Source organism: Xanthomonas sp. LMC-A-07 (assembly GCF_030208825.1).
Classification (GTDB): domain Bacteria; phylum Pseudomonadota; class Gammaproteobacteria; order Xanthomonadales; family Xanthomonadaceae; genus Xanthomonas; species Xanthomonas campestris.
Genome location: NZ_JARVTF010000017.1, coordinates 165,356 through 186,996 on the forward strand (window position 1 = coordinate 165,356; position 21,641 = coordinate 186,996).

A 21,641-nucleotide genomic window follows, 5' to 3' on the forward strand; every position below is an offset into this window, starting at 1 on the left:
CACCGCGGAGGACTAAGCGCGCCGAAACAAGTGGCAGCAATTGGCCGAACTGGGGCCTGATCTGTCTGCTTCGCAAACAAGCCAAAGAGACGGCCACCGGTCCTTTCAAGCGGTAGGCACCAACGCCTGCGGGTCCGAGCGAACCATCACAGCCCACACTGCCAGCACACCGCACGCGGGCACGGGGAACCGCAGCTAGCGGCTAGCCCACCAGCCCAGTCCCAGCGCAGCCACATAGCAGGCCAGGTCGAACCCGGTATTGGCCAGCTGCATTAGGGTCCAGGCCAGGCCGGCGCCCATCTTCAGCGACGAGGTCCACGGATCCAGGCCAAGTGCGCCGCCCAGCTGTGCCGACGCGATGCCCCAGTTGGCCGCCACGATGAGCGCCACGGTCGACACCAGGGTGATGCCCACGCGCAGCGGGCCAGCCGGCAAGGTGCCCAGGCGCAGCATCCAGGCCACTTCCAGCGCGACCAGCACTGCCATCCAGCCGGATTGATGGCCCAGGGCCAGCGCGACGAGGATCCAGGCGATGAGGGCGGTGACGCATCCCAGCAGCAGGAGCGGGGGCCAGAGCCAGTGAGCGGTTCTGGCGGGCGCAGAGGTGGGCGGCATTGGAACTCCTGACAGTGCGCACATGATAGAGCGCGTGCCGCCGTTGCGGTGTGCAGCGCTGGCGGATGGAATGCAGCGTCGTCCGTGCTGCACGCCGCAATCGGCAGCCTGCCCGCCGTGGTCGGCTAGAATGGCCGACTTGCGCGCTCCCGACGCGGCCCCATATCCAGCCCATGTATTCCCGTAGCAGCGAACCCGTCCAGTTCGAACGCGATTGCGATGCCGTCATGGTGCCGCAGGGCGATTCGGTGACCCTGCCCGCAGGCAGTTACGGCTATATCACCCAGGCGCTGGGTGGCAGCTATACCGTCTTCGTCGAAGGCAACCTGTTCCGTATTGCCGGCAAGGACGGCGATGCGATCGGCAAGGAGGCCCCACCGGGGCTGGAACTGCCGGAGAACGCCAGCGACGAGGAAGTGGAAGCGCTGGTGTGGCAGCAGCTGCGCACCTGCTTCGACCCGGAGATTCCGTTCAACATCGTGGATCTGGGCCTGGTCTACGAGGCGGTGGTGAGCCATCGCGAAGAAGACAACCAGCGCCGGGTGGACGTCAAGATGACCCTCACCGCGCCCGGTTGCGGCATGGGCGAGATCCTGGTCGACGACGTGCGCAGCAAGGTGGAAATGATCCCGACCATTGCCGAGGCCGACGTGGAGTTGGTCTTCGACCCGCCGTGGGGCCGGCATATGATGTCCGAAGCGGCCCGTCTCGAGACCGGCATGCTCTGACCATCAGGCGCCATGTCTTGCACGTGGCGCCGCGTCTTTCCTTCCGCTCTACAGGAATCTCTCGGTGTCCGTGTCCTTCGCTTCCACCCGCTCCCCGTCGCCGCGCAGCGCCGACGAACTATCCGTGATCCTGGCTGCGCCGGGGTTCGGCCTGCATTTCACCGACCACATGGTCGCCATTTCCTGGACCAACGAGCTCGGTTGGCACGACGCGCAGGTGCGTGCCTACGGCCCGCTGCAGCTGGATCCGGCCGCCTCGGTGCTGCATTACGGCCAGGAGATCTTCGAAGGCATCAAGGCCTACCGGCATGCCGATGGCTCGATCTGGACCTTCCGCCCGCAGGCCAATGGCGAGCGCCTGCAGCGCTCGGCGCGCCGCCTGGCGCTGCCAGAACTGCCGGTGGACCTGTTCGTCGAATCGCTGCGCCAGCTGGTGGCGGTGGATGCCGGCTGGGTGCCGTCGGCGCCGGAAACCAGCCTGTATTTCCGCCCGTTCATGATCGCCGACGAGGCGTTCCTGGGCGTGCGCGCGGCGCACAAGGCCTCGTACTACGTCATCGCCAGCCCGGCCGGCCCGTATTTCGCCAAGGGCGTGGCGCCGGTGTCGATCTGGTTGTCCACCGAGTACGCACGTGCAGCCAAGGGCGGCACCGGCGCGGCCAAGTGCGGCGGCAACTACGCCGCCTCGCTGCTGCCGCAGCAGAAAGCCTACGCGCAAGGCTGCTCGCAGGTGCTGTTCCTGGACCCGGTGGAAGGCAAGTACATCGAGGAACTGGGCGGCATGAACGTATTCCTGGTCTACAAGGACGGCACGCTGGTGACCCCGGAGCTGTCCGGCAGCATCCTGGAAGGCATCACCCGCGACAGCATCCTGCAACTGGCCCGCGACCGCGGCATGCAGGTGGTGGAGCGCAAGGTGTCCATCGACGAGTGGAAGGACGGCGTGGCCTCCGGCGAGATCAGCGAGGTGTTCGCCTGCGGCACGGCGGCCGTGGTCACCCCGATCGGCGAGCTGAAGGGCGATGGCTTTGCGGTCGGCGACCTGTCTGCACCGGCGGGCGAGGTGACGATGTCGCTGCGCCAGGAGCTGACCGACATCCAGTACGGGCGCGTGCCGGACCGCCACGGTTGGCTGGTGCGTCTGTCCTAAGCCAACACGTCAAGCCAAATCAGGGCCCCTGCGCGTCAGCGCGGGGGCCTTTTTTTTGCGCGCAGTGCAGCACGTGCGTGTCATTTGGTGTCGCTACATGTCATCGCGAGACTGAACGGTGCCGTACGGTGTCACAAATCTGATATTTAATTTTTTGAAAGTGCGAAGTTCTTATTGTCCAGTTCGGTTGCAGTGCGGTAGGTTCGCTGAACGGATCGATAACAGGGGCGATCCGGGGACCTCGGCGCTGACCTACGGAAGGCGGCGCCGGATAACACCGCTCCGGCGGTTCTCTTTGATATGGAAGGGAATTCGATGTCGACTGCGTCTCTCCGCAAGCGTACTGGCTCGCTCACCATCCTGGGCGCGTCCGCCCTGACCTCGCTGCTGCTCGCGAGGCCGGCCTTTGCCGGCGAGGTCTACCTGGATGGCCTGGCCACCGCACAGACCCATCAGAAATTCATCGTGACCTACAAGGATGGCAGCACCGCGCTGGCCAGCCCGTCCGCGTTGACCACCTCGCTGCGCACTGCTGCGCGCGCGGTGCCGGCCAAAGCCGGCAAGGCGCTTGGTCTGAACTCGGTGCGCCGCCTGGCGTTGGGGCCGGAACTGGTTAGGGCAGACCGCGCCCTGGACCGCGCCGAGGCCGAAACCCTGATGCGGCAATTGGCCGCTGATCCCAACGTGCAGAGCGTTGAAGTCGACCAGATCCTGCATGCCACGCTTACCCCCAACGACACCCGGTTGTCCGAGCAGTGGGCGTTCGGCACCACCAACGCCGGCCTGAACATCCGCCCGGCCTGGGACAAGGCCACCGGCAGCGGCACGGTCGTGGCGGTGATTGATACCGGCATCACCAGTCATGCCGACCTCAACGCCAACATCCTCGCGGGCTACGACTTCATCAGCGATGCAACCACCGCACGCGACGGCAACGGCCGTGATAGCAATGCCGCCGACGAAGGCGACTGGTACGCCGCCAACGAATGCGGCGCCGGCATTCCCGCCGCCAGCTCGAGCTGGCACGGCACCCATGTGGCCGGCACGGTCGCGGCAGTGACCAACAACAGCACCGGCGTGGCCGGCACCGCCTACGGCGCCAAGGTCGTACCGGTGCGCGTGCTCGGCAAGTGCGGTGGGTCGCTGTCGGATATCGCCGACGCCATCGTCTGGGCCTCCGGCGGCACCGTCAGCGGCATCCCGGCCAATGCCAACCCGGCCGAGGTGATCAACATGTCGCTCGGCGGCGGCGGTAGCTGCTCGACCACCATGCAGAACGCCATCAACGGTGCGGTGTCGCGCGGCACCACGGTGGTGGTCGCGGCCGGTAACGATGCATCCAACGTGTCCGGTTCGCTGCCGGCCAACTGCGCCAACGTGATTGCGGTGGCCGCCACCACCTCGGCGGGCGCGAAGGCCAGCTATTCCAACTTCGGCACCGGTATCGATGTGTCGGCACCCGGCTCGGCCATCCTGTCCACGCTCAACAGCGGCACCACCACGCCGGGTAGCGCCAGCTATGCGTCCTACAACGGCACCTCGATGGCGTCGCCGCATGTGGCCGGCGTGGTCGCGCTGGTGCAGTCGGTCGCCCCGACCGCGCTGACGCCAGCGGCGGTGGAAACCTTGTTGAAGAACACCGCGCGTGCATTGCCGGGCGCCTGCTCGGGCGGCTGCGGTGCCGGCATCGTCAACGCCGATGCCGCGGTCACTGCGGCCATCAATGGCGGGAGCGGCGGCGGTGGCGGTGGTGGAAACACCTTGACCAACGGCACTCCGGTGACCGGCCTGGGCGCGGCAACCGGCGCGGAATTGAACTACACCATCACCGTGCCGGCCGGCAGCGGCACCTTGACGGTGACCACCAGCGGCGGCAGCGGCGATGCCGACCTGTACGTGCGCGCCGGCAGTGCACCGACCGACTCGGCCTACACCTGCCGCCCATACCGCAGCGGCAATGCCGAGACCTGCACCATCACCGCACCGTCCGGAACGTATTACGTGCGGCTGAAGGCCTACAGCACGTTCTCCGGCGTCACCTTGCGCGCCAGCTACTAACCGCGCGTCACGCGCGCCCCGGCACTGCGCCAGGGCGCGCTCCTCATCTGCAATCCACTCCCACGCCTACCGATTCGGCAGGCGCTGGGGATGTGTTGCCGCGTGGCCGGGACGGACACCGGTCAGTCGTTTCGACAGGCACCTGCCTGTGCACTTCCAGACCTGCCATCGCAGCGCGCGACGGGGTCCGGCCATCACGCCGCATCCGCGGCACCTCATCACTGAAAGGAACGATCGATGTCCAATGTGTCGCAACGTCGTGCGCCTACGCGCGCGCTGGTAGTCCTGGGTGTGTCCGCGCTGACCTCGCTGCTGGCGGTGCCGGCCTTCGCCGGGCAGGTGAATCTGTCCGGGCTGGATTCGCAGCCGACGCTGGATCGCTTCATCGTCAAATACCGCGACGGCAGCAGTGCGTCGGTGAGCCCGACCTCGATGCGCGCCTCGCTCAATTCTGTTGCCACTGCGGTGCCGGCACGCGCCGGCCGCGCGCTGGGCCTGAACCACGTGCGTCGCACCGCGCTGGGCTCCGAAGTGCTCAAGACCGACCGCGGTCTTGACCGCGCCGAAGCCGAGACGCTGATGCGCCGCATCGCCGCCGACCCGAGCGTGGAATATGTGGAAATCGACCAGATCATGTACCCGACGCTGACCCCGAACGACACGCGTCTATCCGAGCAGTGGGGCTTCGGCACCACCGCATCGGGCATCAACGTGCGTCCGGCCTGGGACACCGCCACCGGTACCGGCGTGGTGGTCGCAGTGATCGACACTGGCATCACCAGCCATCCGGACCTCAACGCCAACGTGCTGCCCGGCTACGACTTCATCAGCGATGCGGCGCGTGCGCGCGACAACAACGGCCGTGACAGCAACGCGGCCGACCAGGGCGACTGGCGCGCGGCCAACCAGTGCGGTACCGGCGTGGCAGCGGCCAACTCCAGCTGGCATGGCACGCATGTGGCCGGCACGATTGCCGCGGTCACCAACAACAGCACCGGCGTGGCCGGCACCGCGTTCAATGCGCGCATCGTGCCGATCCGCGCGCTGGGCCTGTGCGGCGGCACCACCTCGGACATCGCCGATGCGATCGTCTGGGCCTCCGGCGGCACCGTCAGCGGCGTGCCGGCCAATGCCAACCCGGCCGAAGTGATCAATATGTCGCTCGGCGGCAACGGCGCCTGCTCGAGCACCTACCAGAACGCCATCAACGGCGCGGTGTCGCGCGGCACCACGGTGGTGGTGGCAGCGGGCAACAGCAATGCCAACGTGGCCAACTTCACCCCGGCCAGCTGCGCCAATGTGATCTCGGTGGCCTCGATCACCTCGGCCGGCGCGCGTTCGAGCTTCTCCAACTTCGGCACCACCATCGATATCTCCGGCCCAGGCTCGGCGATCCTGTCCACGCTCAACAGCGGCACCACCACCCCGGGCAGCGCCAGCTACGCGTCCTACAACGGCACCTCGATGGCGGCGCCGCACGTGGCCGGCGTGGTCGCGCTGGTGCAGTCGGCAGCGTCGCGTCCGTTGACCCCGGCGGCGGTGGAAACGCTGTTGAAGAACACTGCGCGGCCGTTGCCGGGCGCCTGTTCGGGCGGTTGCGGTGCCGGCATCGTCAACGCAGCCGGCGCGGTCAGCCAGACGCCGTAACGCGACGCCGTAACGCGTATTTCCCCAGCGGACGCCGGCCACAGTGCCGGCGTCTGTCAGAGCGCTCCCGACGCTGCTGTCAGTGCCTGTCTCTCTCTCTTGTGCCCCGCCCAGGCGGGGCTTTTTTGTGGGCGCACTGCATGGGGCCGTGACGTGCGCCAGGGGCGGCTGAACGAACGCAAGTGGGCGGATGCTGCCTGGCTTCAGCGGCATTCGGGTTCGCCGATAGCCTCGTCACGTGGGGGCTGCGTCATGCACTGCCCGCGCATCCGACGCGGCATTGCAGTCCCTGCGCTGCGCGTCATCCGAGTACCGATGTCCTGGGGAGGGCGATTCATGAGGCAGTCAACGGTTGGCGCATTGCGTTACGCGGCGTGTGTGTGTGCGATGGCGTGTGTGTTTCAGGTATCGGCCGGCGAGGTCAACCTGCAGGGGCTGGCATCGGGCTCGAGCCACCAGCGTTTCATCGTCAGCTACAAGGACCGCGTAGGCAGCACCCGCGCGACCGGGCTGTTGGCTCCGTGGGGCGAGATCGCCCGCGCCGTCCCCAAGCGGCAAGGGCGCGCGCTGGGCTTGTCGGCCACGCGGCGGCTCAGTGCCGGCCCGATGCTGCTGGTGGCCGATCGGCGCCTGGACCGGGTCGACTCGGAAAGCCTGATGCGCCGGCTTGCCGCCGACCCGACCGTCAAGCGGGTGGAAGTGGACGTGCTGATGCGGCCGCTGCTGGTGCCCAATGACCCCGGCCTGCCACAGCAATGGGCGATGGGAACCACCACCGCCAGCCTCAATGTCCGCCCGGCCTGGGACCGCACCACCGGCAAGGGCATCGTGGTGGCGGTGATCGATACCGGCATCACCGCGCATCCGGACCTGGCCGCCAACGTGTTGCCCGGCTACGACTTCATCACCGACCCCACCGTCGCAGGCGACGGCAACGGGCGTGACAACAACGCAGCCGATCAGGGCGATTGGTCTGCGGCCAACGCTTGCGGTGCGGGCGCGTCGGCGTCCAATTCCAGCTGGCATGGCACCCACGTCGCCGGCATCGTTGCCGCGGTTGGCAACAACGCGGCCGGTGTGGTCGGCACCGCCTTTAACGCCAAATTGTTGCCGTTGCGCGTGCTCGGCAAGTGCGGTGGCTATATGTCCGATATCGCCGATGCCATCGTGTGGGCGTCTGGCGGCAAGGTGACCGGCGTACCGGCCAATCCGAATCCCGCCACAGTGATCAACCTGTCGCTCGGCGGCTACGGCAGCTGCTCGACGATCATCGGCAATGCCATCACCGGCGCGGTCACGCGCGGCACCGCCGTGGTAGTGGCGGCCGGCAACAGCAATATGGATGTGGCCACCAGCATGCCGGCCAATTGCGCGAACGTGATTGCGGTGGCGGCAACCACTTCGGCCGGCGCCAAGGCCAGCTTCTCCAACTTCGGCAAGGGCGTGGACATTGCGGCGCCCGGCCAGGCGATCATTTCCACGCTCAATAGCGGCACCACGGTTCCAGCCAATCCGGCCTACGCGGTGTATAGCGGCACCTCGATGGCGGCGCCGCACGTGGCCGGCGTGGTGGCGTTGATGCAGTCGGTGGCACTCAACCCGCTGACGCCGGCAACGGTGGAGGCGCTGCTGAAGAGCAGTGCACGCCCATTGCCGGTGGCGTGCGCTCCCGGCTGCGGTGCGGGCCTGGTCAATGCCGATGGCGCGGTGGCGGCGGTGATCAATGCCACGCTGCTGACCAGTAATGCAGTACGCACTGGCCTGAGCGCGGCGATCGGCGATTCGCTGTATTACCAGGTCAAGGTGCCGGCAGGCACGCGCTCGCTCAAGGTCGCGCTCAGCGGCGGCAGCGGCAATGCCGACCTGTCACTGCGCGCCAATGCACTGCCCACCGATGCCGCCTTTGGCTGCCGCAGCATGCTGGTCGGCAACACCGAAACCTGCACACTGACCGCACCTGCGGCAGGCACCTATTACGTGCGACTGAAAGGAACGCTGGCGTTCTCCGCTGTCAACCTGGTGGCGACGTACTGACAGCCAGGGCAGCCGCCTGGCGGTGCTAGGCAGTGACGCGCTGGCGCCTCAGGCAAGGTGCCAGCGCGTTTCTATGTATGGCGGACGCAAGGCTGGCTTACCTGCGTTATTGCGGGCGTGGCAGGCTCACTCGCAGAGCGGGTAAGCGCGCGCGCCGAGGACGTGCACAATCTCGGCGCCGGCCAGTTCCAGCAGCAGGCCACGCTGGCCGGCGTTGATCCACAGCGCAGGTGCGTCGAGCACGCTGGATTCGATCAGCACCGGCGCGGGCCGCTGCTGCCCGAGCGGGCTGATGCCACCCACCTTGTAGCCGGTGCGGCGTTCGGCATCGGCCACCTCCATCATGCGCGCGGACTTACCGCCGCAGGCGCTGGCAAGGGCCTTCAACGACAACCGGCGGTCGCACGGGATCACCACGCAGATCGCGTGCTCGTCCACCCAGGTCATCAGGGTCTTGAGCACCTGGTGCGGCGGCAGTTGCAGCGCCTGCGCAGCTTGCAGGCCCTTGGCGTCGGCATCGGCCTGGTACTGATAAGGATGCAGCACATAGGCCACGCCGGCCGCATCCAGTGCACGGGTTGCGCGGGTGGCCTTGCTCATCGCTTAGACCGGTTCGAACCGGTTGGCGGCCACGTTCTTGCGCACCGTTTCCGGGTTCCAGATCCTTCCGTTCATGGCGATGTAGACGCCGGCCGGCAGCGTCTGGACGGCCCCGACCGCGCAGCCGATGTTGAACTCGGCATCGGAGCCGCGAAAGCGCGCCGGATTGAGTGCGCCGGTCATCACGATGGTCTTGTCGGCGATCGACTGCAGCACCTTGCCGGTTTCCACCATCGAATCGGTGCCGTGGGTGATCAGCACCTGCCGGGCGGGCTGCGCCTGGATGGTGGCGCGGATCAGCTCGCGGTCTTCCTGGGTGATGTGCAACGAATCCTTGCGGATGATCGGGATGACCGTGAAGCGGAAGGTGACGCCCAGTTCCTTGAGGATCTGGCCGATCTGCGGGTCGCCGATCTGGTAGTCCGATTTGTCGTCGAAGTAGATCTTGTCGATCGTGCCACCGGTGGTGACGATCAGGAGGTCTTCCATTGCTGCGGGTCCTGTAGGGCCGGCGCGGTGCAAGGCCGCGCGAGGGCCGCCATGATACGGCGCTGGCGCCAGCGGTGCAGGCGATGGCCTGGCCGGGCAGGGCGCATTCCGATGTATGGCGCGGCAGCGTGAGGCGTGGTGCACTGCCGCAGCGGTGACGCGTGCGCGTGCGTCACCGCACGCACTCCTTGCTGCGCCATCCATTCGCTGCATGACAGTGCCGCGTTCTGGGATGCCATGCCCATTCAAGTGTCATCGGCCACGTGCACACTCCACACGCTGTTTCACTGGTCGCGATCGCTTTGTTGCGCGGCCGTGCGAGGCAGCAATGCCAACGCGCTGTGCAATGGCTGCCTGTGCGCGCACGGCCGTCGATGCGTTGGGTTGGCACCTTCGTTCAATTCTGGAGATGACGCATGAAGCCTTCCGTGTTGCTGCGTGCCGTATTGCCGTTGATAGGGTTGTGCCTTACCGCCACTGCCGCTGCGCAAACCGTCACGGTCAACCCGAACCAGACGTACCAGACGGTGCGCGGATTCGGCGGGATGAATGGTGCGGGATGGATCAACGATCTGACCCCCGCGCAGGTGGATCTTGCCTATGGCAGCGGCAACGGACAGATCGGCCTATCGATCCTGCGCATGCGCATCGACCCCTCCAGCAGTGGCTGGAGCCTGCAGGTTCCCACCGCCGCGCGCGTGCGCGCGCTGGGTGGCATATTGTTTGCCACGCCGTGGTCGCCGCCCGCGTACATGAAGTCCAACAACAGCCTGGTCAAGGGCGGCAAGTTGTTGTCGACCTCGTATGCCGCCTACACCACGCATCTGCTGGATTTCGCCAACTACCTCTCGGCGCGCAATGCGCCGCTGTACGCGATCTCGCTGCAGAACGAGCCGGATTGGCATCCAGACTATGAATCCGCAGACTGGAATGGCAGCGACTTCGTCAACTATCTCAACGCCGAAGGCGGCAAGTTCGGCGCGTTGAAGGTGATCGTGGGCGAATCGGTTGGCTTCACCTTTTCCATCACCGACCCGGTGCTCAACAACGCCAAGGCCAGCCAGGCCACGTCCATCGTCGCCGGACATCTGTACGGCGCGCAGCCAAAGGATTACGCACTGGCGCGCAGCAAGGGCAAGCAGGTCTGGATGACCGAGCACTACACCGATACCAGCGATGGCAATGCGTGGCCGTCGGCGTTGGGCGTTGCGAGCGAGCTGCATCAGAGCATGGTCGCCAACTACAACGCCTACATCTGGTGGTACATCCGCCGCAGTTACGGGTTGATCAGCGAAGGTGGTTCGGTCAGCAAGCGCGGGTATGTGATGTCGCAGTTCGCGCGGTTTGTGCGGCCAGGGTCGGTCCGGATCGGTGCCACCGAGCATCCGTATGCGGACGTGTCCACCACGGCGTACCGCACGCCGGACAACAAGATCGTGGTGGTGGCGGTCAACACCGGCACCGCCCACCAGCGGCTGGATCTGACCGTGCCGGCCGGCGCGGCCACGCAGTTCGTCAAATACACCACCTCATCCAGCCTCAACGCCGGCTATGCCGGTGCGTACACGGTGAGCGGCGGCAAGACCTCGCTGTATATCGACCCGCAGAGCATCGCCACGCTGGTAGGGCAGTGACAGGCGGCGCTGCGGTGAAGGAGGGCAGGCAATGAGTACGCTGCCCACGGCAATGACCTCGCTGTGACGGTGTGAGTCCACGGCCAGTGGAGCGGGCAGTTCGTCCGCCCCACTGGCCGCCTGCGCAACCCGCGTTAGCGCGACGCGCGGCGCTTGCCGAACCGCGCGGCCACGCCATGGCCGCTGACCAGCGTCACCACCAGCAGGGCCAGCAGCAATTCCAGCCAGGCCAGCCCACGTACGCCGGGGGCGCTCCAGGCGGCCATGATGCCGTGGCTGAACCAGCCCAGCGCGAACACGCCGGCCCAGAAGCGCGCACGCGCGCTGCGCACGGCGCCCATGGCCATCAGCAGCGGCGGCAGCGCGAACACCAGCAACGCGGCCACGCGGTGGCGGTCATCGTGAAACCACACCACGAACAACGCCGACAGGGCCAGCAAGGCGGCGGTGAGCAGCCAGTGCGCGGCGCGCCGGCTCACGGGGTTGCCAGCCGCCGGGCGATATCGGCCACGCGCCGGCCCAGGGCGCGTGCCAGCACGGCTTCCTCGTCGCTGGGCTGCGGGTCGCCGCCCGCACCGGAGACATGGCTGGCGCCATACGGCGTGCCGCCGCTGGTGGTGTGGCTGAGGGCTGTTTCGGTAAACGGGATGCCGACGATCAGGCAGCCGTGGTGCAGCAGTGGCAGGTGCATCGACAGCAGCGTGGATTCCTGGCCGCCGTGCATTGAGGCGGTGGATGTGAACACCGCCGCCGGTTTGCCGGCCAGGGTGCCGTTGGCCCATTCGGCGCCCAGGCTGTCGAGGAAGTGCTTCATCGGCGCGGCCATGTTGCCGAAGCGCGTCGGGCTGCCGAGCAGCACGCCGGCGCATTCGGCCAGATCCGCAGCGTCCACATACGGCGCGCCTTCGTCGGGCACCGGCGGGGCGCTGGTCTGGGTGACCGCCGCCACCGGCGGGACCGTGCGCAGCCGCGCGCTCATGCCGGGCACTTCGCCAATGCCGCGCGCGATCTGCCGCGCCAGCCGCGCCACCGAACCGCCACGGCTGTAGTACAGCACCAGAATTTCCGTCATCGCGCATCTGCCGCCTGTGTGAGGTGGCCGCAGTATCGGCGATGGCGTGGCCTGGCTGCACGCCGCAGGTGCGGCAAGGCCGCGATGACGACGCTTCGGTTACCCTTGCCCGATGTCGCGTGTGAACACCATGCATCAGTGGAAGGAACGCCTGCGGGACCGTGCACGCACGGCCAGCTTCGGTCGTTTTCTGTGGCGCCGTTTCCTGGACGACCGGCTGTTCCAGGCGGCCGCGTCGTTGGCCTACACCACGGTGTTTGCGCTGGTGCCGCTGGCGATCGTGGTGTTTGGCGTGTTGTCGGCGTTTCCGGCATTCAACGAGTGGAAGGACGCGCTCACCGACTTCATCTTCAACAACTTCGTGCCGGGCGCGGCGCGCTCGGTGCAGAACTACCTCAACCGGTCGCTTGAAGATCTGGGCAAGTTCACCGTAGCCGGCATGGTGGCGCTGGTGGCCTCGTTGCTGATCACCCTGCACAGCATCGAGCAGACCTTCAACAGTATCTGGCGCGTGGCCGCGGCCCGGCCCAAGGTGACGCGCTTTCTGATCTATTGGACGGTGCTGACGCTGGGCACGATGCTGGCGGCCGCGTCGATGGCCATGGCTGCGTATGTGTTCGCGCTGCCGCTGTTCCGCACCACCGAAGGCCAGTGGCTGGCCGAATTCGCCTGGCGGCTGGCACCGATGGCGGTGGAGTTCGTCTGCATCGTGCTGATCTACCGCGTGGTGCCGCAGCATGTGGTGCGGCTGCGGCATGCCCTGCCGGGCGCGCTGCTGGCGGTGATTCTGATGGAAATCGTCAAGTGGGGCTTCGGCTTTTACCTGGGCAATTTCCAGACCTATCAGCGCATCTATGGCGCATTGTCGGCGCTGCCGATCCTGCTGCTGTGGATCTACCTGAGCTGGGTGTCGGTGTTGCTGGGCGCGTCGCTGGCCTCGTCGATGTCAGCGTTCCGCTATCAGCCCGAAGCGATGCGGCTGCCGCCAGGATTCGAGATCTACGGCCTGCTGCGCCTGCTCGGGCGCTTCCGCCAGGCCCGCCTGCACGGCAACGGGCTGGACGAAGACCGCATCCTGGCGCTGGAGCCCATGCTCACCGACACCTTGATGCAGGAGCTGCTGTGCGAGCTCAAACGTATCCGCCTGCTGCGCCGTGACGAGCGCGGCAACTGGCTGCTGGCGCGCGATCTGGACGTGGTGCCGCTGGCCGAGCTGTACGAAAGCTGCCAGTTGCGGGTGCCGGTTGAAGACCGTCCCTTGCCGTGCCGCGACGACCCCTATGGCCAGGCCGCCGCCGCTGCGCTGGAACAATTGCGTCAACCGCTGCGCAGCGTGCTGGCGCAGCCGGTCGGCGACCTCTATACCCACCTTCCGGGAGATCCCCCATGACCCTGCGTTCGTTGACGCGCGGTGCCTGCGCGCTGCTGTTGCCGTTGGTCCTGCTCACCGCCTGCAAGCCCGCCGGCGAGGGCACATCGACCACGGCGTCACCGGCGCCCACGCCCGCCAATCAGGCGCCGGCGACTCCACCGGGCGGCACTGACCCGGCCGCTGCGTCCACCACTAGTTCGGTGGTGCAGAAGACCGCTGAGATGCCCACCTTGTCGCTGCCCACCGTATCCGGCGAGACCTACGACCTGGCTGCGCACCGCGGCAAGTGGGTGGTGGTGAACTTCTGGGCCACCTGGTGTGCGCCGTGCCTGAAGGAAATGCCCGAGCTGTCGGCGCTGCATACCATGCGCGACTCCATCGAAGTGGTCGGCCTGGCCTACGAGGACATCACCACCGCCGACATGCAGTCCTTCCTCAAGGATCACCCGGTGTCGTATCCGGTGGCCATCCTGGACCCGTACCAGCCGCCGCAGGACTTCGCCACCCCGCGCGGGCTGCCGATGACCTACCTGATCGGCCCTGACGGCAAGGTGGCCAAGCAGTTCCTCGGCCCGGTCACCGCGCGCGACATCGAGACTGCAGTGGGCATCACCGGCAAGGCCGGCTGATGCAGGCGGCACGCTTCATCGTCACCGGCGTCGTGCAGGGCGTGTTCTTCCGCGCCTCCACGCGCGAGCGGGCGCTGGCGCTGCAACTGCGCGGACATGCGCGCAACCAGGCAGACGGCAGCGTGGAAGTTGTTGCCGCCGGTTCTGCTGCAGCACTGGAGGCACTTGAACACTGGCTCTGGCAGGGCTCGCCAGCGAGCAAGGTCGCGTCTGTCACGCGCACGCCATGCGCGATTCCGACGACTGAAGCATTTGTAACCGGCTAGCCAAAAGTTGCCTGAGCAGGGCAACAGACTTGCGTTTCCTCGCCGATAACCTGGATGTCCACGCGATCAGGCGTGCAGGGGAAATGTATGGCAGCTCCATCTCAAGACCAGAACAGTGGGCGCGACCTGCCCGAACCTCGCAGTGCATCGGCGCAGCTGGCGCCGTGGCTGTATCTGGGCGCGCTGCTGGGCAGCGGCTGGCTGTTGTTCCTGCACCCGGCCACGCGGGTGTTGCGCCCTGAGCAGGCCGCCGCCAGCTGGTTGCTGGCCTGGGTCTTCGCGGGCATCGTGCTGGGTGCGGTGCTGTGGAGCCTGCGCCTGGCGCGGCGCGGCCTGGGCGAACCGTCAGCCAGCTATCCGTTGTCTGCCCGTCTTCCCGATTCCTGGGCCGATGCCTACGCCGCGCTGTTGCGGCCAGCCACGGCAGCACCACTCGCCCCGGCCAAGCCTGATCCGGCCAACGCGCTGCGTGGCGCCGCCTGGCACCGCTTCGGCGGCGGCATGCTCAACGTCGACGCCTTCGATCCGAACGACGCCACCCGCGCGCCATGGGATGCGCTGGACAGCCAGGCCTGCATTGCGCGCCTGGACGAGCTGCGCCCCGCCTGGCAAAACGCCAGCGCCAACCGCGCGCAGCAGCAGGAACGCCGTTATTGGCTGGATGTGGTGCTGTCGCTGCTCGATCACGGCGTGATGCGCCCGCTGCAGGACGGCTATCTGCCCGACACCGCCGCGCTGCGGACCGAACGCCTGTTGCTGGGCGCCGACGCCGGCCCGCTGGTGCTGGCCGACGTGCCGGCCCTGTTCGCCCGCCGCCTGGCGCTGGCCATCGAGGCCATGCCTTCGCCGCAGCGCGACGGTGCGCTCGCGCAATGGCAGCTGTTGCAGCAGCTGCATGCCCTGATCGCCGAAAGCCGCGTGCTGGACGAGCGCTCGCAGGTGATCCAGGTGCTCGCCTGGAACCCGGATGTGGACCTGGACCAGGTGGAAGTGGCTTACATCCTGGCCGCCGAATACCGCCAGGGCATGCGCGACTGGCTACGTCGCGCGGCCACGGTACGCCTGCCCGACACCGCGCTGCGCCTGGACGAAGTGCTGTTGGCGTCCTGCAGCCCGCTCGGGCCGCAGACCGACGATGTCGACTACATCGAGGCCATGCGCCCGTTGCACCGCGGCTTCATGCAGTTGTTCGCCCAGCGCCTGAGCCAGTTGGTGGTGCAGGCCGAGCAGGTCGAAGGCCAGGCGGGTGTGCATCCGTTGCCGCGCGCCACCGCCGCCAGCGACGAAGTCTCTCAAGACTGGCCGGCGTAATCGTCGATCGGGGTCAGCACGCCGTAGTGCTCCTTGTGCAGCTTGCCGTCCAGTGGCGGCAGCGGCAGCAGCTCCTGCGGCACCGAGGTATCCGGCAGCCGGTCCAGCAGATCACGGATCAGGCTCAGCCGCCCGCGCTTCTGGTCATTGAAATCCACCAGCGTCCACGGCGCTTGCGCGGTGTGGGTGGCCTGCAGCATGCGTTCGCGCGCGGCGGTGTAGTCGTCGTACTTGGCGCGTGACTGCAGGTCCACTGGCGACAGTTTCCAGCCCTTGAGCGGATCTGCGTGGCGCTCGGCAAAGCGTTCTTCCTGCTCGGCCTGATCCACGCACAGCCAGTACTTGAACAGCAGGATGCCGTCGTCTACCAGCAATTGTTCGAAGCGCGGTGCCTGCTCCAGAAACGCCTGGTACTGCGCATCGGTGCAATAGCCCATCACGCGCTCCACGCCGGCGCGGTTGTACCAGCTGCGATCCATCAGCACCAACTCGCCGGCCGCCGGCAGATGCGTCACGTAACGCTGGAAATACCACTGCGTGCTTTCGCGATCGCTGGGCTTGGGCAACGCCACCACCCGGCATTGGCGCGGATTGAGATGGCTGGCGATGGTTTGAATCACGCCACCCTTGCCGGCGGTGTCGCGGCCTTCCACCAGCACCAGCGCGCGCTGGTTGGTGTGCTGCAGCCAGCGTGCCATGCCGACCAGTTCCAGCTGCAGCGGTTCCAGCAGTTTCTTGTAGGCCTTGCGTTTGAGGTGCGACATGCGCGTTCCGCCAGCGATGGAGCGCGCAGGCTATTCGCTCAGCCGTGGACGCAGTGTCGCCAGGTTGCAGGGCTTGGTGCGCGCATCCAGCTGCGCACGCACGATCTGTTCCCACGCGGTGCGGCAGGCCGAAGTGGAACCGGGCAGGCAGAACACGAAGCTGTGGTTGGCCAGGCCGGCAAACGCGCGTGACTGCAGCGACGAGGTGCCGATTTCCGCAACGCTGATGGCGCGGAACATCTCGCCAAAGCCCGGCATCAGCTTGTCCAGCAGCGGGGTGATCGCCTCGGGCGTGGAATCGCGCCCGGTGAAGCCGGTGCCACCGGTCACCAGGATGCCGTCCACCTGCGCATCGGCGATCCAGGCAGAGACAATTGCGCGCATGCGATAGCGATCGTCCGGGCACAACGCACGCGCATGCAGTACGTGGCCCTCGTGGGTGAGCGCGTCGACCAGATAATCGCCGGAGCGGTCATCGGCCAGGGTGCGGCTGTCGGACACCGTCAGTACGCACAGGTGCAAGGGAATGAAGTCGAGATTGGAAGGCATGCCGCCAGCCTAGCGAGCCTGGACGGCCGGGTACAGCACCACGGCGTGAAGCCGCACAACGTCAGTCGCAGTCGAGGATCCGCTGATACTGGCAATTAGCAACTGACAGTTCGTGGCAAATCGATAAGCCGCTCTCCCTGGGGGGAGAAGGCACAGCTTGCTCGCCACTGGTGTGCGTGCCGCCGAGCGCCCACGCCGCAAGGTTGGACGCCCCTCTCCCTCCTGAAGAGGGACTGGGGTGAGGGTACGGCGAAGCAAGACGCTAGCTTCGGTGAGGGGGCGGCAGCGCGGCCGGGGATCGGCTCCTCGGCTCGGTCAGACATCCTGTCTGACTCGCCGCCGCGGCACATCCCCGTGCCGCTCTCCGCCAATCCCCGGCCATGCTGCCGCCTCGGCACTTCATTACGGTGACTTGGAGGAGTTTGAACGCGATAGTGAGGAAGTTGTCTGGAGCCCCTCTCCCGCTGGGACGAGGACGCACAGCTTGCGCGCCATGGGCGCGCGTGCCTTGGAGCGCCCGCGCCGCAAGCGCGGGCCGGGGCGTGGAGCGGGGGTTGGGGGTGAGGGTACGGCGGAAGACAGCCATCTATTTGAAAGCAAAAAAACCCGCGCTAGATTCCCAACCAACCATGACGCCGCGCGAGTGCCTGCGACAACGCACCAAAATCATCCGCAAACCCGTCCATATGAAACACCCCGGACGCACGGCGCAGCACATCCACCCGCGCACGCAACGCACCCAGCGCCGCCGGATCACTCGCCAACGCCACCGCCTTGGCAACAAACGCGGCGTCGTCCACCACATTCATCTCATTCAACCCAAGATGATGATTCAAGCTGCCAGCGACCCGCGCAGCAAACGTCTCCCCAGGCGTCGTCAATACCGGGCAACCCACCCATAGCGCGTCCGAGGCCGTGGTGTGCGCGTTGTAAGGATGCGTATCCAGAAACAGATCCGCATGCCGGTAGCGCGCCAGGTACTGCGGATGCGGCAACTTCGGCATGAACACCAGGCGCTGCGCGTCAACGCCTTGCGCCTGTGCGAATGCACGCAGACGCGCATCGGCCTCGCCCGGCCCGGACAGCAGCCACAGCACGCTATCAGGCACTGCGCGCAGCACGGCCAGCATGCGCGCCATGCTGCGCGGGTTGAGTTTGTAGCTGTTGTTGAAGCAGCACAGCACCACGCCCTGCGCGGGCAAGCCGCACTGCGTACGCGAAGGCGGTTCGGCAACTACGCGCGAGGTGTCCGACGGCTGAAATGCACCTTGCAAGCGCAACACGTGCTCGCTGTAGAACGGCTCCAGCGACGGCGGCAGCGCGAACGCATCGCCCAGCACGTAATCCATCCACGGCGCGCCCGAGGTGCCCGGATACGCCAGCCAGTTGACCTGCACCGGCGCCGGGCGCAACGCGAACACTTCCGGGCGCCCGCCGCCGCCCCAGCCACGCAGGTCGAACAACAGATCGATGCCGTGGTGGCGGATGTGCTGCGCGGTGGCCAGATGCCCGAGCGCGGTGACGTCGTGCAAGGTGCTGGCCTGCGCCAGTCGCGTCCGCAGCGTGCTGCCATCGTCATCGCTTGTCGCAAACAGATGCACCTGCAGGTCCGGCTGGCGCCGCTGCAGCGCTTCGAACAAGGCTACGGTCAGCAAGCCGGTGGGATGCGCGCCAAAGCCATTGGAGACGAAGCCCACTCGTAGCGGGCCCTTGCTGCGCACGCGCGTTGGCGCAAGCGGCCGCACGCTGGCGGCGATCGCTTGCGCACGCGTGCGCGCACAGGCCAGTTGCTCGGCGGCGCTGGCGTCCTCGCTGAGGAACGCGAACGGCTCCACCGCACCAGCGCCCTGCGCCACGGCGGCGCGCACCTGCGCGGAGAGCACATCCAGCGCGCGCCAGTCACACAGCCGGCGCCGCCAGTTGAGCAGCTGCGCGGTGATGTACGGCTCCTCCGGCAACAACTGATGCGCACGCGTGTACGCGGCAGCAGCGGCTTCGGCCTGGCCGGCATCTTCCAGCGCATGCCCAAGCCACAACGCAATACCGGGGTGTTCGGGTGCAGCATCGGAGGCTTGCTGCAGCAGTACGGCGGCCTCGGCATGGCGCTGTTGCGCCCAGCGCACGCGGCCCAGCCGCGCCACCCCCTCCGGATGACCAGGCTGCAGGGCGAGGCCGCGCTGTACCGCCATCTCGCCGGCCGCCGTATCGCCCATACCCAGCTCCGCGTCGGCCAGCATCAGCCAGGCCACGAAATCCTGCGGGCGATGGCGCACGGCCGCGCGCAGCTGCAACAGCTCGCGCGGGCCGTCGGCGGTCACGTGCCCTCGCTCAGTCGCGCCAGTTCGTCGGCCTGATGCTCGTGCAGCAAACGTGCGATCAAGGCATCCAGATCACCTTCGATGATGTTGGGCAGGTCGTACAAGGTCAGCCCTTCGACGCGGTGGTCGGTAATGCGGCCCTGCGGAAAGCTGTAGGTGCGGATGCGTTGGCTGCGGTCGCCGCTGCCTACCTGCAACTTGCGCGTCTGCGCCTCGGCGGCGGCGGCCTTGCTGCGTTCTGCTTCCACCAATTGCGCCTTCAGGCGCTTCATCGCCTTGTCGCGGTTGGCGTGCTGGCTGCGTTCGGTCTGGCATTCCACCACCACGCCGCTGGGCACGTGGGTGATGCGGATCGCCGATTCGGTCTTGTTGACGTGCTGCCCGCCGGCGCCGGACGAGCGGAACGTATCCACCTTCAGGTCGGCCGGATTGATCACGATCTCTTCCACGTCATCGGCTTCGGGGATGATCGCCACGGTCGCGGCCGAGGTGTGGATGCGGCCCTGCGATTCAGTGGCCGGCACGCGTTGCACGCGGTGGGTGCCGGACTCGAATTTCAGCCGCGAATACGCGCCGCGCCCGACCACCCGCGCCACCACTTCCTTGTAGCCGCCGTGCTCGCCGGGGCTGTCGGATTCGATCTCCACCTTCCAGCCCTGGCGCTCGGCGTAGCGTGCGTACATGCGGAACAGATCGCCGGCGAAAATCGCCGCTTCGTCGCCGCCGGTGCCGGCACGCACCTCCAGGAACAGGTTGCCTTCATCGCGCGGGTCGCGCGGCACCAGCAGCAGCGCCAGTTGCGCGTCCAGTTCGTCCAGGCGCGCCTGTGCGGCGAGGATTTCTTCCTCAGCCAGCTCGCGCATTTCCGGATCGTTGCGCATCGCCTCTGCGGCGCTCAGATCGGCCTTGGCGCGCGCTTCCTCCTGCATGGCCAGCGCCACCGGTTCCAGCTGCGACAGTTCGCGCGACAGGCTGCGGAACTTGTCGTTGTTGCTGACCACCTCCGGATCGGAGAGCAGGTGTTGCAGTTCTTCGCGGCGCTCGGCCAGCGCTTCGAGCTTACGGCGCAGGGTCGGCGTCATCAGTCCTCACGATCGGGGTAGCTACAGGGGGATGGCGGTAACCGGGTTTCTCGGGAAACAGCCGGTCGGCCGCGCTGGTCAGGTCGAGGTCGTTGTTGAGCGCGGCATCGCGCAGTGCGGCGGTTGGCGGATGCAGCAGGCGGTTGGTCAAGGCATGCGCCAACTGTTCCAGCACTTCATCGGCCGGCTTGCCGTTGTTCAATTGCTGCCGCGCCTTGGCCAGCAGTTCGTCGCGGGTGCTGTCGCCGAAGGCACGCAGCCGCTTCAGCGGCGCCTGGCGTTCGTTGGCCTGTAGCGTTTCCACATAGCGCGCCACTTGCAGGTCGATGATGGCTTCGGCCTGGTCGGCCGCCTCGCGGCGACTGCGGCGGTTGTCTTCCACCGCGCGTTCCAGGTCGTCCACCGTGTACAGGTAGGCGTCGCTCAGCTCGGCCACCGAGGCCTCGATATCGCGTGGCACCGCCAGGTCGAACAGCAGCATCGGCTTGCGCTTGCGCGTGCGCAGCGCCTGTTCCACCTGCACCCGGGTTACCACCGGCTCGCGCGCGGCGGTGGCGGAAAACACCACGTCGGCCTCGGCCAAGTGGCGATCCAGCTCGGTTAGCGGCAGCGCCACGCCGCCGTGCTGGGTCGCCAGCGTCTGCGCGTGGGCCAGGGTGCGATTGGCGATCAACAGCCGCCGCACGCGGCCTTCGCTCAGATGCTTGGCCGCCAGTTCGATGGTCTCGCCGGCGCCCACCAGCAGCACCGTCGATTCATTCAGGCGTGCGAACGATTCCTGCGCCAGCCGCACCGCGGTGGAGGCCACCGACACCGGGTTGGCGCCCACGCGGGTGTCGGTGCGTGCGCGCTTGGCCACCGAAAAGGTCTGCTGGAATAGCCGGTCCAGGCCACTGCCCAGCGCGCCGTGCGCGCGTGCCACCGCCCAGGCGTCCTTCACCTGGCCCAGGATCTGCGGCTCGCCGAGCACCATTGAGTCCAGCCCGGTGGCCACGCGGAACAGGTGGCGCACTGCCTCGGCGTCGTGGTGCTGGTACAGATAGCCGCTCAACCCGGGCGCGTGCGTGTCCAGCCAGGCCACCAGCGTCTGCGGGTCGTCGGCCATCGCATACAGCTCGGTGCGGTTGCAGGTGGACAGCAGCGCGGCCTCGCGCACCTGCGGCAGGGTGCGCAACGAATCGAGCGCGCGCGGTAACGCGTCACCCGCGAACGCCGCGCGTTCGCGCAGGTCCACGGGTGCGGTCTGGTGATTCAGTCCGAGCACCCACAACGTCATTGTTCAGTTGCTTGCGATAAGCTGCTGGCCATTCAGGGCCCCATTTT

20 protein-coding genes are annotated in these 21,641 nt (G+C 67.2%); 10 read left to right on the forward strand and 10 right to left on the reverse strand.

Annotation, left to right across the window (positions count from 1 at the left end):
- Positions 1 to 195: 195 nt before the first annotated feature.
- The gene (locus QRM89_RS18355) at positions 196 to 615 is read right to left on the reverse strand and encodes a hypothetical protein (RefSeq protein WP_285448667.1); all 420 of its coding nucleotides are present in this window, start codon (positions 613 to 615) and stop codon (positions 196 to 198) included.
- A 173-nt stretch (positions 616 to 788) separates the two neighbouring features.
- Between QRM89_RS18355 and sufT the strand changes: the two genes are divergently transcribed.
- The 5 genes from sufT (at position 789) to QRM89_RS18380 (ending at position 8,232) form a co-directional block, all read left to right on the forward strand.
- Positions 789 to 1,343: a putative Fe-S cluster assembly protein SufT gene (gene sufT, locus QRM89_RS18360; protein ID WP_011036085.1), complete on the forward strand. Its 555-nt coding sequence runs from the start codon at positions 789 to 791 to the stop codon at positions 1,341 to 1,343.
- 64 nt (positions 1,344 to 1,407) lie between these two features.
- On the forward strand, positions 1,408 to 2,493 hold the full coding sequence (locus QRM89_RS18365; RefSeq protein WP_011036086.1) for a branched-chain amino acid aminotransferase: 1,086 nt from the start codon (positions 1,408 to 1,410) through the stop codon (positions 2,491 to 2,493).
- A gap of 315 nt (positions 2,494 to 2,808) precedes the next feature.
- On the forward strand, positions 2,809 to 4,551 hold the full coding sequence (locus QRM89_RS18370) for a S8 family peptidase (protein ID WP_285448668.1): 1,743 nt from the start codon (positions 2,809 to 2,811) through the stop codon (positions 4,549 to 4,551).
- Positions 4,552 to 4,788: 237 nt separating this feature from the next.
- Positions 4,789 to 6,198, forward strand: a complete 1,410-nt coding sequence (locus QRM89_RS18375) for a S8 family peptidase (protein ID WP_225041724.1) — start codon at positions 4,789 to 4,791, stop codon at positions 6,196 to 6,198.
- A 336-nt stretch (positions 6,199 to 6,534) separates the two neighbouring features.
- Positions 6,535 to 8,232, forward strand: coding sequence for a S8 family peptidase (locus QRM89_RS18380; protein ID WP_285448669.1), 1,698 nt, complete (start codon positions 6,535 to 6,537; stop codon positions 8,230 to 8,232).
- Between the two features lie 126 nt (positions 8,233 to 8,358).
- On the opposite strand, the gene ybaK is transcribed toward QRM89_RS18380, so the two are convergent.
- Both ybaK and QRM89_RS18390 read right to left on the reverse strand, forming a co-directional pair.
- On the reverse strand, positions 8,359 to 8,832 hold the full coding sequence (ybaK, locus tag QRM89_RS18385) for a Cys-tRNA(Pro) deacylase (protein WP_285448670.1): 474 nt from the start codon (positions 8,830 to 8,832) through the stop codon (positions 8,359 to 8,361).
- Positions 8,833 to 8,835: 3 nt separating this feature from the next.
- Entirely contained in the window at positions 8,836 to 9,321 is a 486-nt protein-coding gene (locus QRM89_RS18390; RefSeq protein ID WP_011036092.1) for an asparaginase domain-containing protein, read from the reverse strand.
- 416 nt (positions 9,322 to 9,737) lie between these two features.
- Between QRM89_RS18390 and QRM89_RS18395 the strand changes: the two genes are divergently transcribed.
- Positions 9,738 to 10,955 carry a glycoside hydrolase family 30 beta sandwich domain-containing protein gene (locus tag QRM89_RS18395; RefSeq protein ID WP_042596314.1) on the forward strand — a complete coding sequence of 406 codons (1,218 nt, stop codon included), beginning with the start codon at positions 9,738 to 9,740 and terminating at the stop codon, positions 10,953 to 10,955.
- A 134-nt stretch (positions 10,956 to 11,089) separates the two neighbouring features.
- Here the strand turns inward: QRM89_RS18395 and QRM89_RS18400 are convergent, their stop codons facing one another.
- Complete coding sequence (locus QRM89_RS18400; protein WP_274400257.1) at positions 11,090 to 11,434, reverse strand: DUF2069 domain-containing protein; 345 nt, start codon at positions 11,432 to 11,434, stop codon at positions 11,090 to 11,092.
- Positions 11,431 to 12,027 (reverse strand): NAD(P)H:quinone oxidoreductase, encoded by a 597-nt coding sequence (wrbA, locus tag QRM89_RS18405; protein ID WP_014506797.1) that lies wholly within the window; start codon positions 12,025 to 12,027, stop codon positions 11,431 to 11,433. The genes QRM89_RS18400 and wrbA overlap by 4 nt, the downstream gene beginning before the upstream one ends.
- Positions 12,028 to 12,139: 112 nt before the next feature.
- Here wrbA and QRM89_RS18410 point away from each other — a divergent pair, with 112 nt between their 5' ends.
- From QRM89_RS18410 to QRM89_RS18425, 4 genes are all read left to right on the forward strand, one after another.
- The gene (locus tag QRM89_RS18410; RefSeq protein WP_042596311.1) at positions 12,140 to 13,417 is read left to right on the forward strand and encodes a YihY family inner membrane protein; all 1,278 of its coding nucleotides are present in this window, start codon (positions 12,140 to 12,142) and stop codon (positions 13,415 to 13,417) included.
- Entirely contained in the window at positions 13,414 to 14,028 is a 615-nt protein-coding gene (locus QRM89_RS18415; protein ID WP_042596310.1) for a TlpA disulfide reductase family protein, read from the forward strand. The genes QRM89_RS18410 and QRM89_RS18415 overlap by 4 nt, the downstream gene beginning before the upstream one ends.
- Positions 14,028 to 14,294: an acylphosphatase gene (locus QRM89_RS18420; RefSeq protein WP_012439131.1), complete on the forward strand. Its 267-nt coding sequence runs from the start codon at positions 14,028 to 14,030 to the stop codon at positions 14,292 to 14,294. The genes QRM89_RS18415 and QRM89_RS18420 overlap by 1 nt, the downstream gene beginning before the upstream one ends.
- A gap of 87 nt (positions 14,295 to 14,381) precedes the next feature.
- Positions 14,382 to 15,605, forward strand: coding sequence for a hypothetical protein (locus tag QRM89_RS18425; protein ID WP_285448671.1), 1,224 nt, complete (start codon positions 14,382 to 14,384; stop codon positions 15,603 to 15,605).
- Here the strand turns inward: QRM89_RS18425 and ppk2 are convergent.
- The 5 genes from ppk2 to hemA all read right to left on the reverse strand — a co-directional run bounded on the left by ppk2 (position 15,587) and on the right by hemA (position 21,594).
- Entirely contained in the window at positions 15,587 to 16,369 is a 783-nt protein-coding gene (ppk2, locus tag QRM89_RS18430) for a polyphosphate kinase 2 (protein WP_011036100.1), read from the reverse strand. The two genes, QRM89_RS18425 and ppk2, sit on opposite strands and share 19 nt — an antisense overlap.
- Positions 16,370 to 16,399: 30 nt before the next feature.
- Positions 16,400 to 16,918 carry a molybdenum cofactor biosynthesis protein B gene (moaB, locus tag QRM89_RS18435; protein WP_014506802.1) on the reverse strand — a complete coding sequence of 173 codons (519 nt, stop codon included), beginning with the start codon at positions 16,916 to 16,918 and terminating at the stop codon, positions 16,400 to 16,402.
- 611 nt (positions 16,919 to 17,529) lie between these two features.
- Positions 17,530 to 19,236 (reverse strand): tetratricopeptide repeat protein, encoded by a 1,707-nt coding sequence (locus QRM89_RS18440; protein WP_285448672.1) that lies wholly within the window; start codon positions 19,234 to 19,236, stop codon positions 17,530 to 17,532.
- A complete protein-coding gene (prfA, locus tag QRM89_RS18445; RefSeq protein WP_011036103.1) occupies positions 19,233 to 20,318 on the reverse strand; it encodes a peptide chain release factor 1 in 1,086 nt (361 codons plus the stop codon). The genes QRM89_RS18440 and prfA overlap by 4 nt, the downstream gene beginning before the upstream one ends.
- Positions 20,296 to 21,594 (reverse strand): glutamyl-tRNA reductase, encoded by a 1,299-nt coding sequence (gene hemA, locus QRM89_RS18450; RefSeq protein WP_076036320.1) that lies wholly within the window; start codon positions 21,592 to 21,594, stop codon positions 20,296 to 20,298. The genes prfA and hemA overlap by 23 nt, the downstream gene beginning before the upstream one ends.
- Positions 21,595 to 21,641 lie beyond the last annotated feature (47 nt).

Coding starts and splice junctions, on each gene's coding strand:
- ppk2 (WP_011036100.1), bottom strand. CDS start 16,369: ATGTCGCACCTCAAACGCAAGGCCTACAAGAAACTGCTGGAACCGCTG.
- sufT (WP_011036085.1), top strand. CDS start 789: ATGTATTCCCGTAGCAGCGAACCCGTCCAGTTCGAACGCGATTGCGAT.
- QRM89_RS18355 (WP_285448667.1), bottom strand. CDS start 615: ATGCCGCCCACCTCTGCGCCCGCCAGAACCGCTCACTGGCTCTGGCCC.
- QRM89_RS18420 (WP_012439131.1), top strand. CDS start 14,028: ATGCAGGCGGCACGCTTCATCGTCACCGGCGTCGTGCAGGGCGTGTTC.
- QRM89_RS18390 (WP_011036092.1), bottom strand. CDS start 9,321: ATGGAAGACCTCCTGATCGTCACCACCGGTGGCACGATCGACAAGATC.
- QRM89_RS18395 (WP_042596314.1), top strand. CDS start 9,738: ATGAAGCCTTCCGTGTTGCTGCGTGCCGTATTGCCGTTGATAGGGTTG.
- QRM89_RS18370 (WP_285448668.1), top strand. CDS start 2,809: ATGTCGACTGCGTCTCTCCGCAAGCGTACTGGCTCGCTCACCATCCTG.
- QRM89_RS18425 (WP_285448671.1), top strand. CDS start 14,382: ATGGCAGCTCCATCTCAAGACCAGAACAGTGGGCGCGACCTGCCCGAA.
- QRM89_RS18375 (WP_225041724.1), top strand. CDS start 4,789: ATGTCCAATGTGTCGCAACGTCGTGCGCCTACGCGCGCGCTGGTAGTC.
- ybaK (WP_285448670.1), bottom strand. CDS start 8,832: ATGAGCAAGGCCACCCGCGCAACCCGTGCACTGGATGCGGCCGGCGTG.
- hemA (WP_076036320.1), bottom strand. CDS start 21,594: ATGACGTTGTGGGTGCTCGGACTGAATCACCAGACCGCACCCGTGGAC.
- prfA (WP_011036103.1), bottom strand. CDS start 20,318: ATGACGCCGACCCTGCGCCGTAAGCTCGAAGCGCTGGCCGAGCGCCGC.
- wrbA (WP_014506797.1), bottom strand. CDS start 12,027: ATGACGGAAATTCTGGTGCTGTACTACAGCCGTGGCGGTTCGGTGGCG.
- QRM89_RS18380 (WP_285448669.1), top strand. CDS start 6,535: ATGAGGCAGTCAACGGTTGGCGCATTGCGTTACGCGGCGTGTGTGTGT.
- QRM89_RS18410 (WP_042596311.1), top strand. CDS start 12,140: ATGTCGCGTGTGAACACCATGCATCAGTGGAAGGAACGCCTGCGGGAC.
- moaB (WP_014506802.1), bottom strand. CDS start 16,918: ATGCCTTCCAATCTCGACTTCATTCCCTTGCACCTGTGCGTACTGACG.
- QRM89_RS18415 (WP_042596310.1), top strand. CDS start 13,414: ATGACCCTGCGTTCGTTGACGCGCGGTGCCTGCGCGCTGCTGTTGCCG.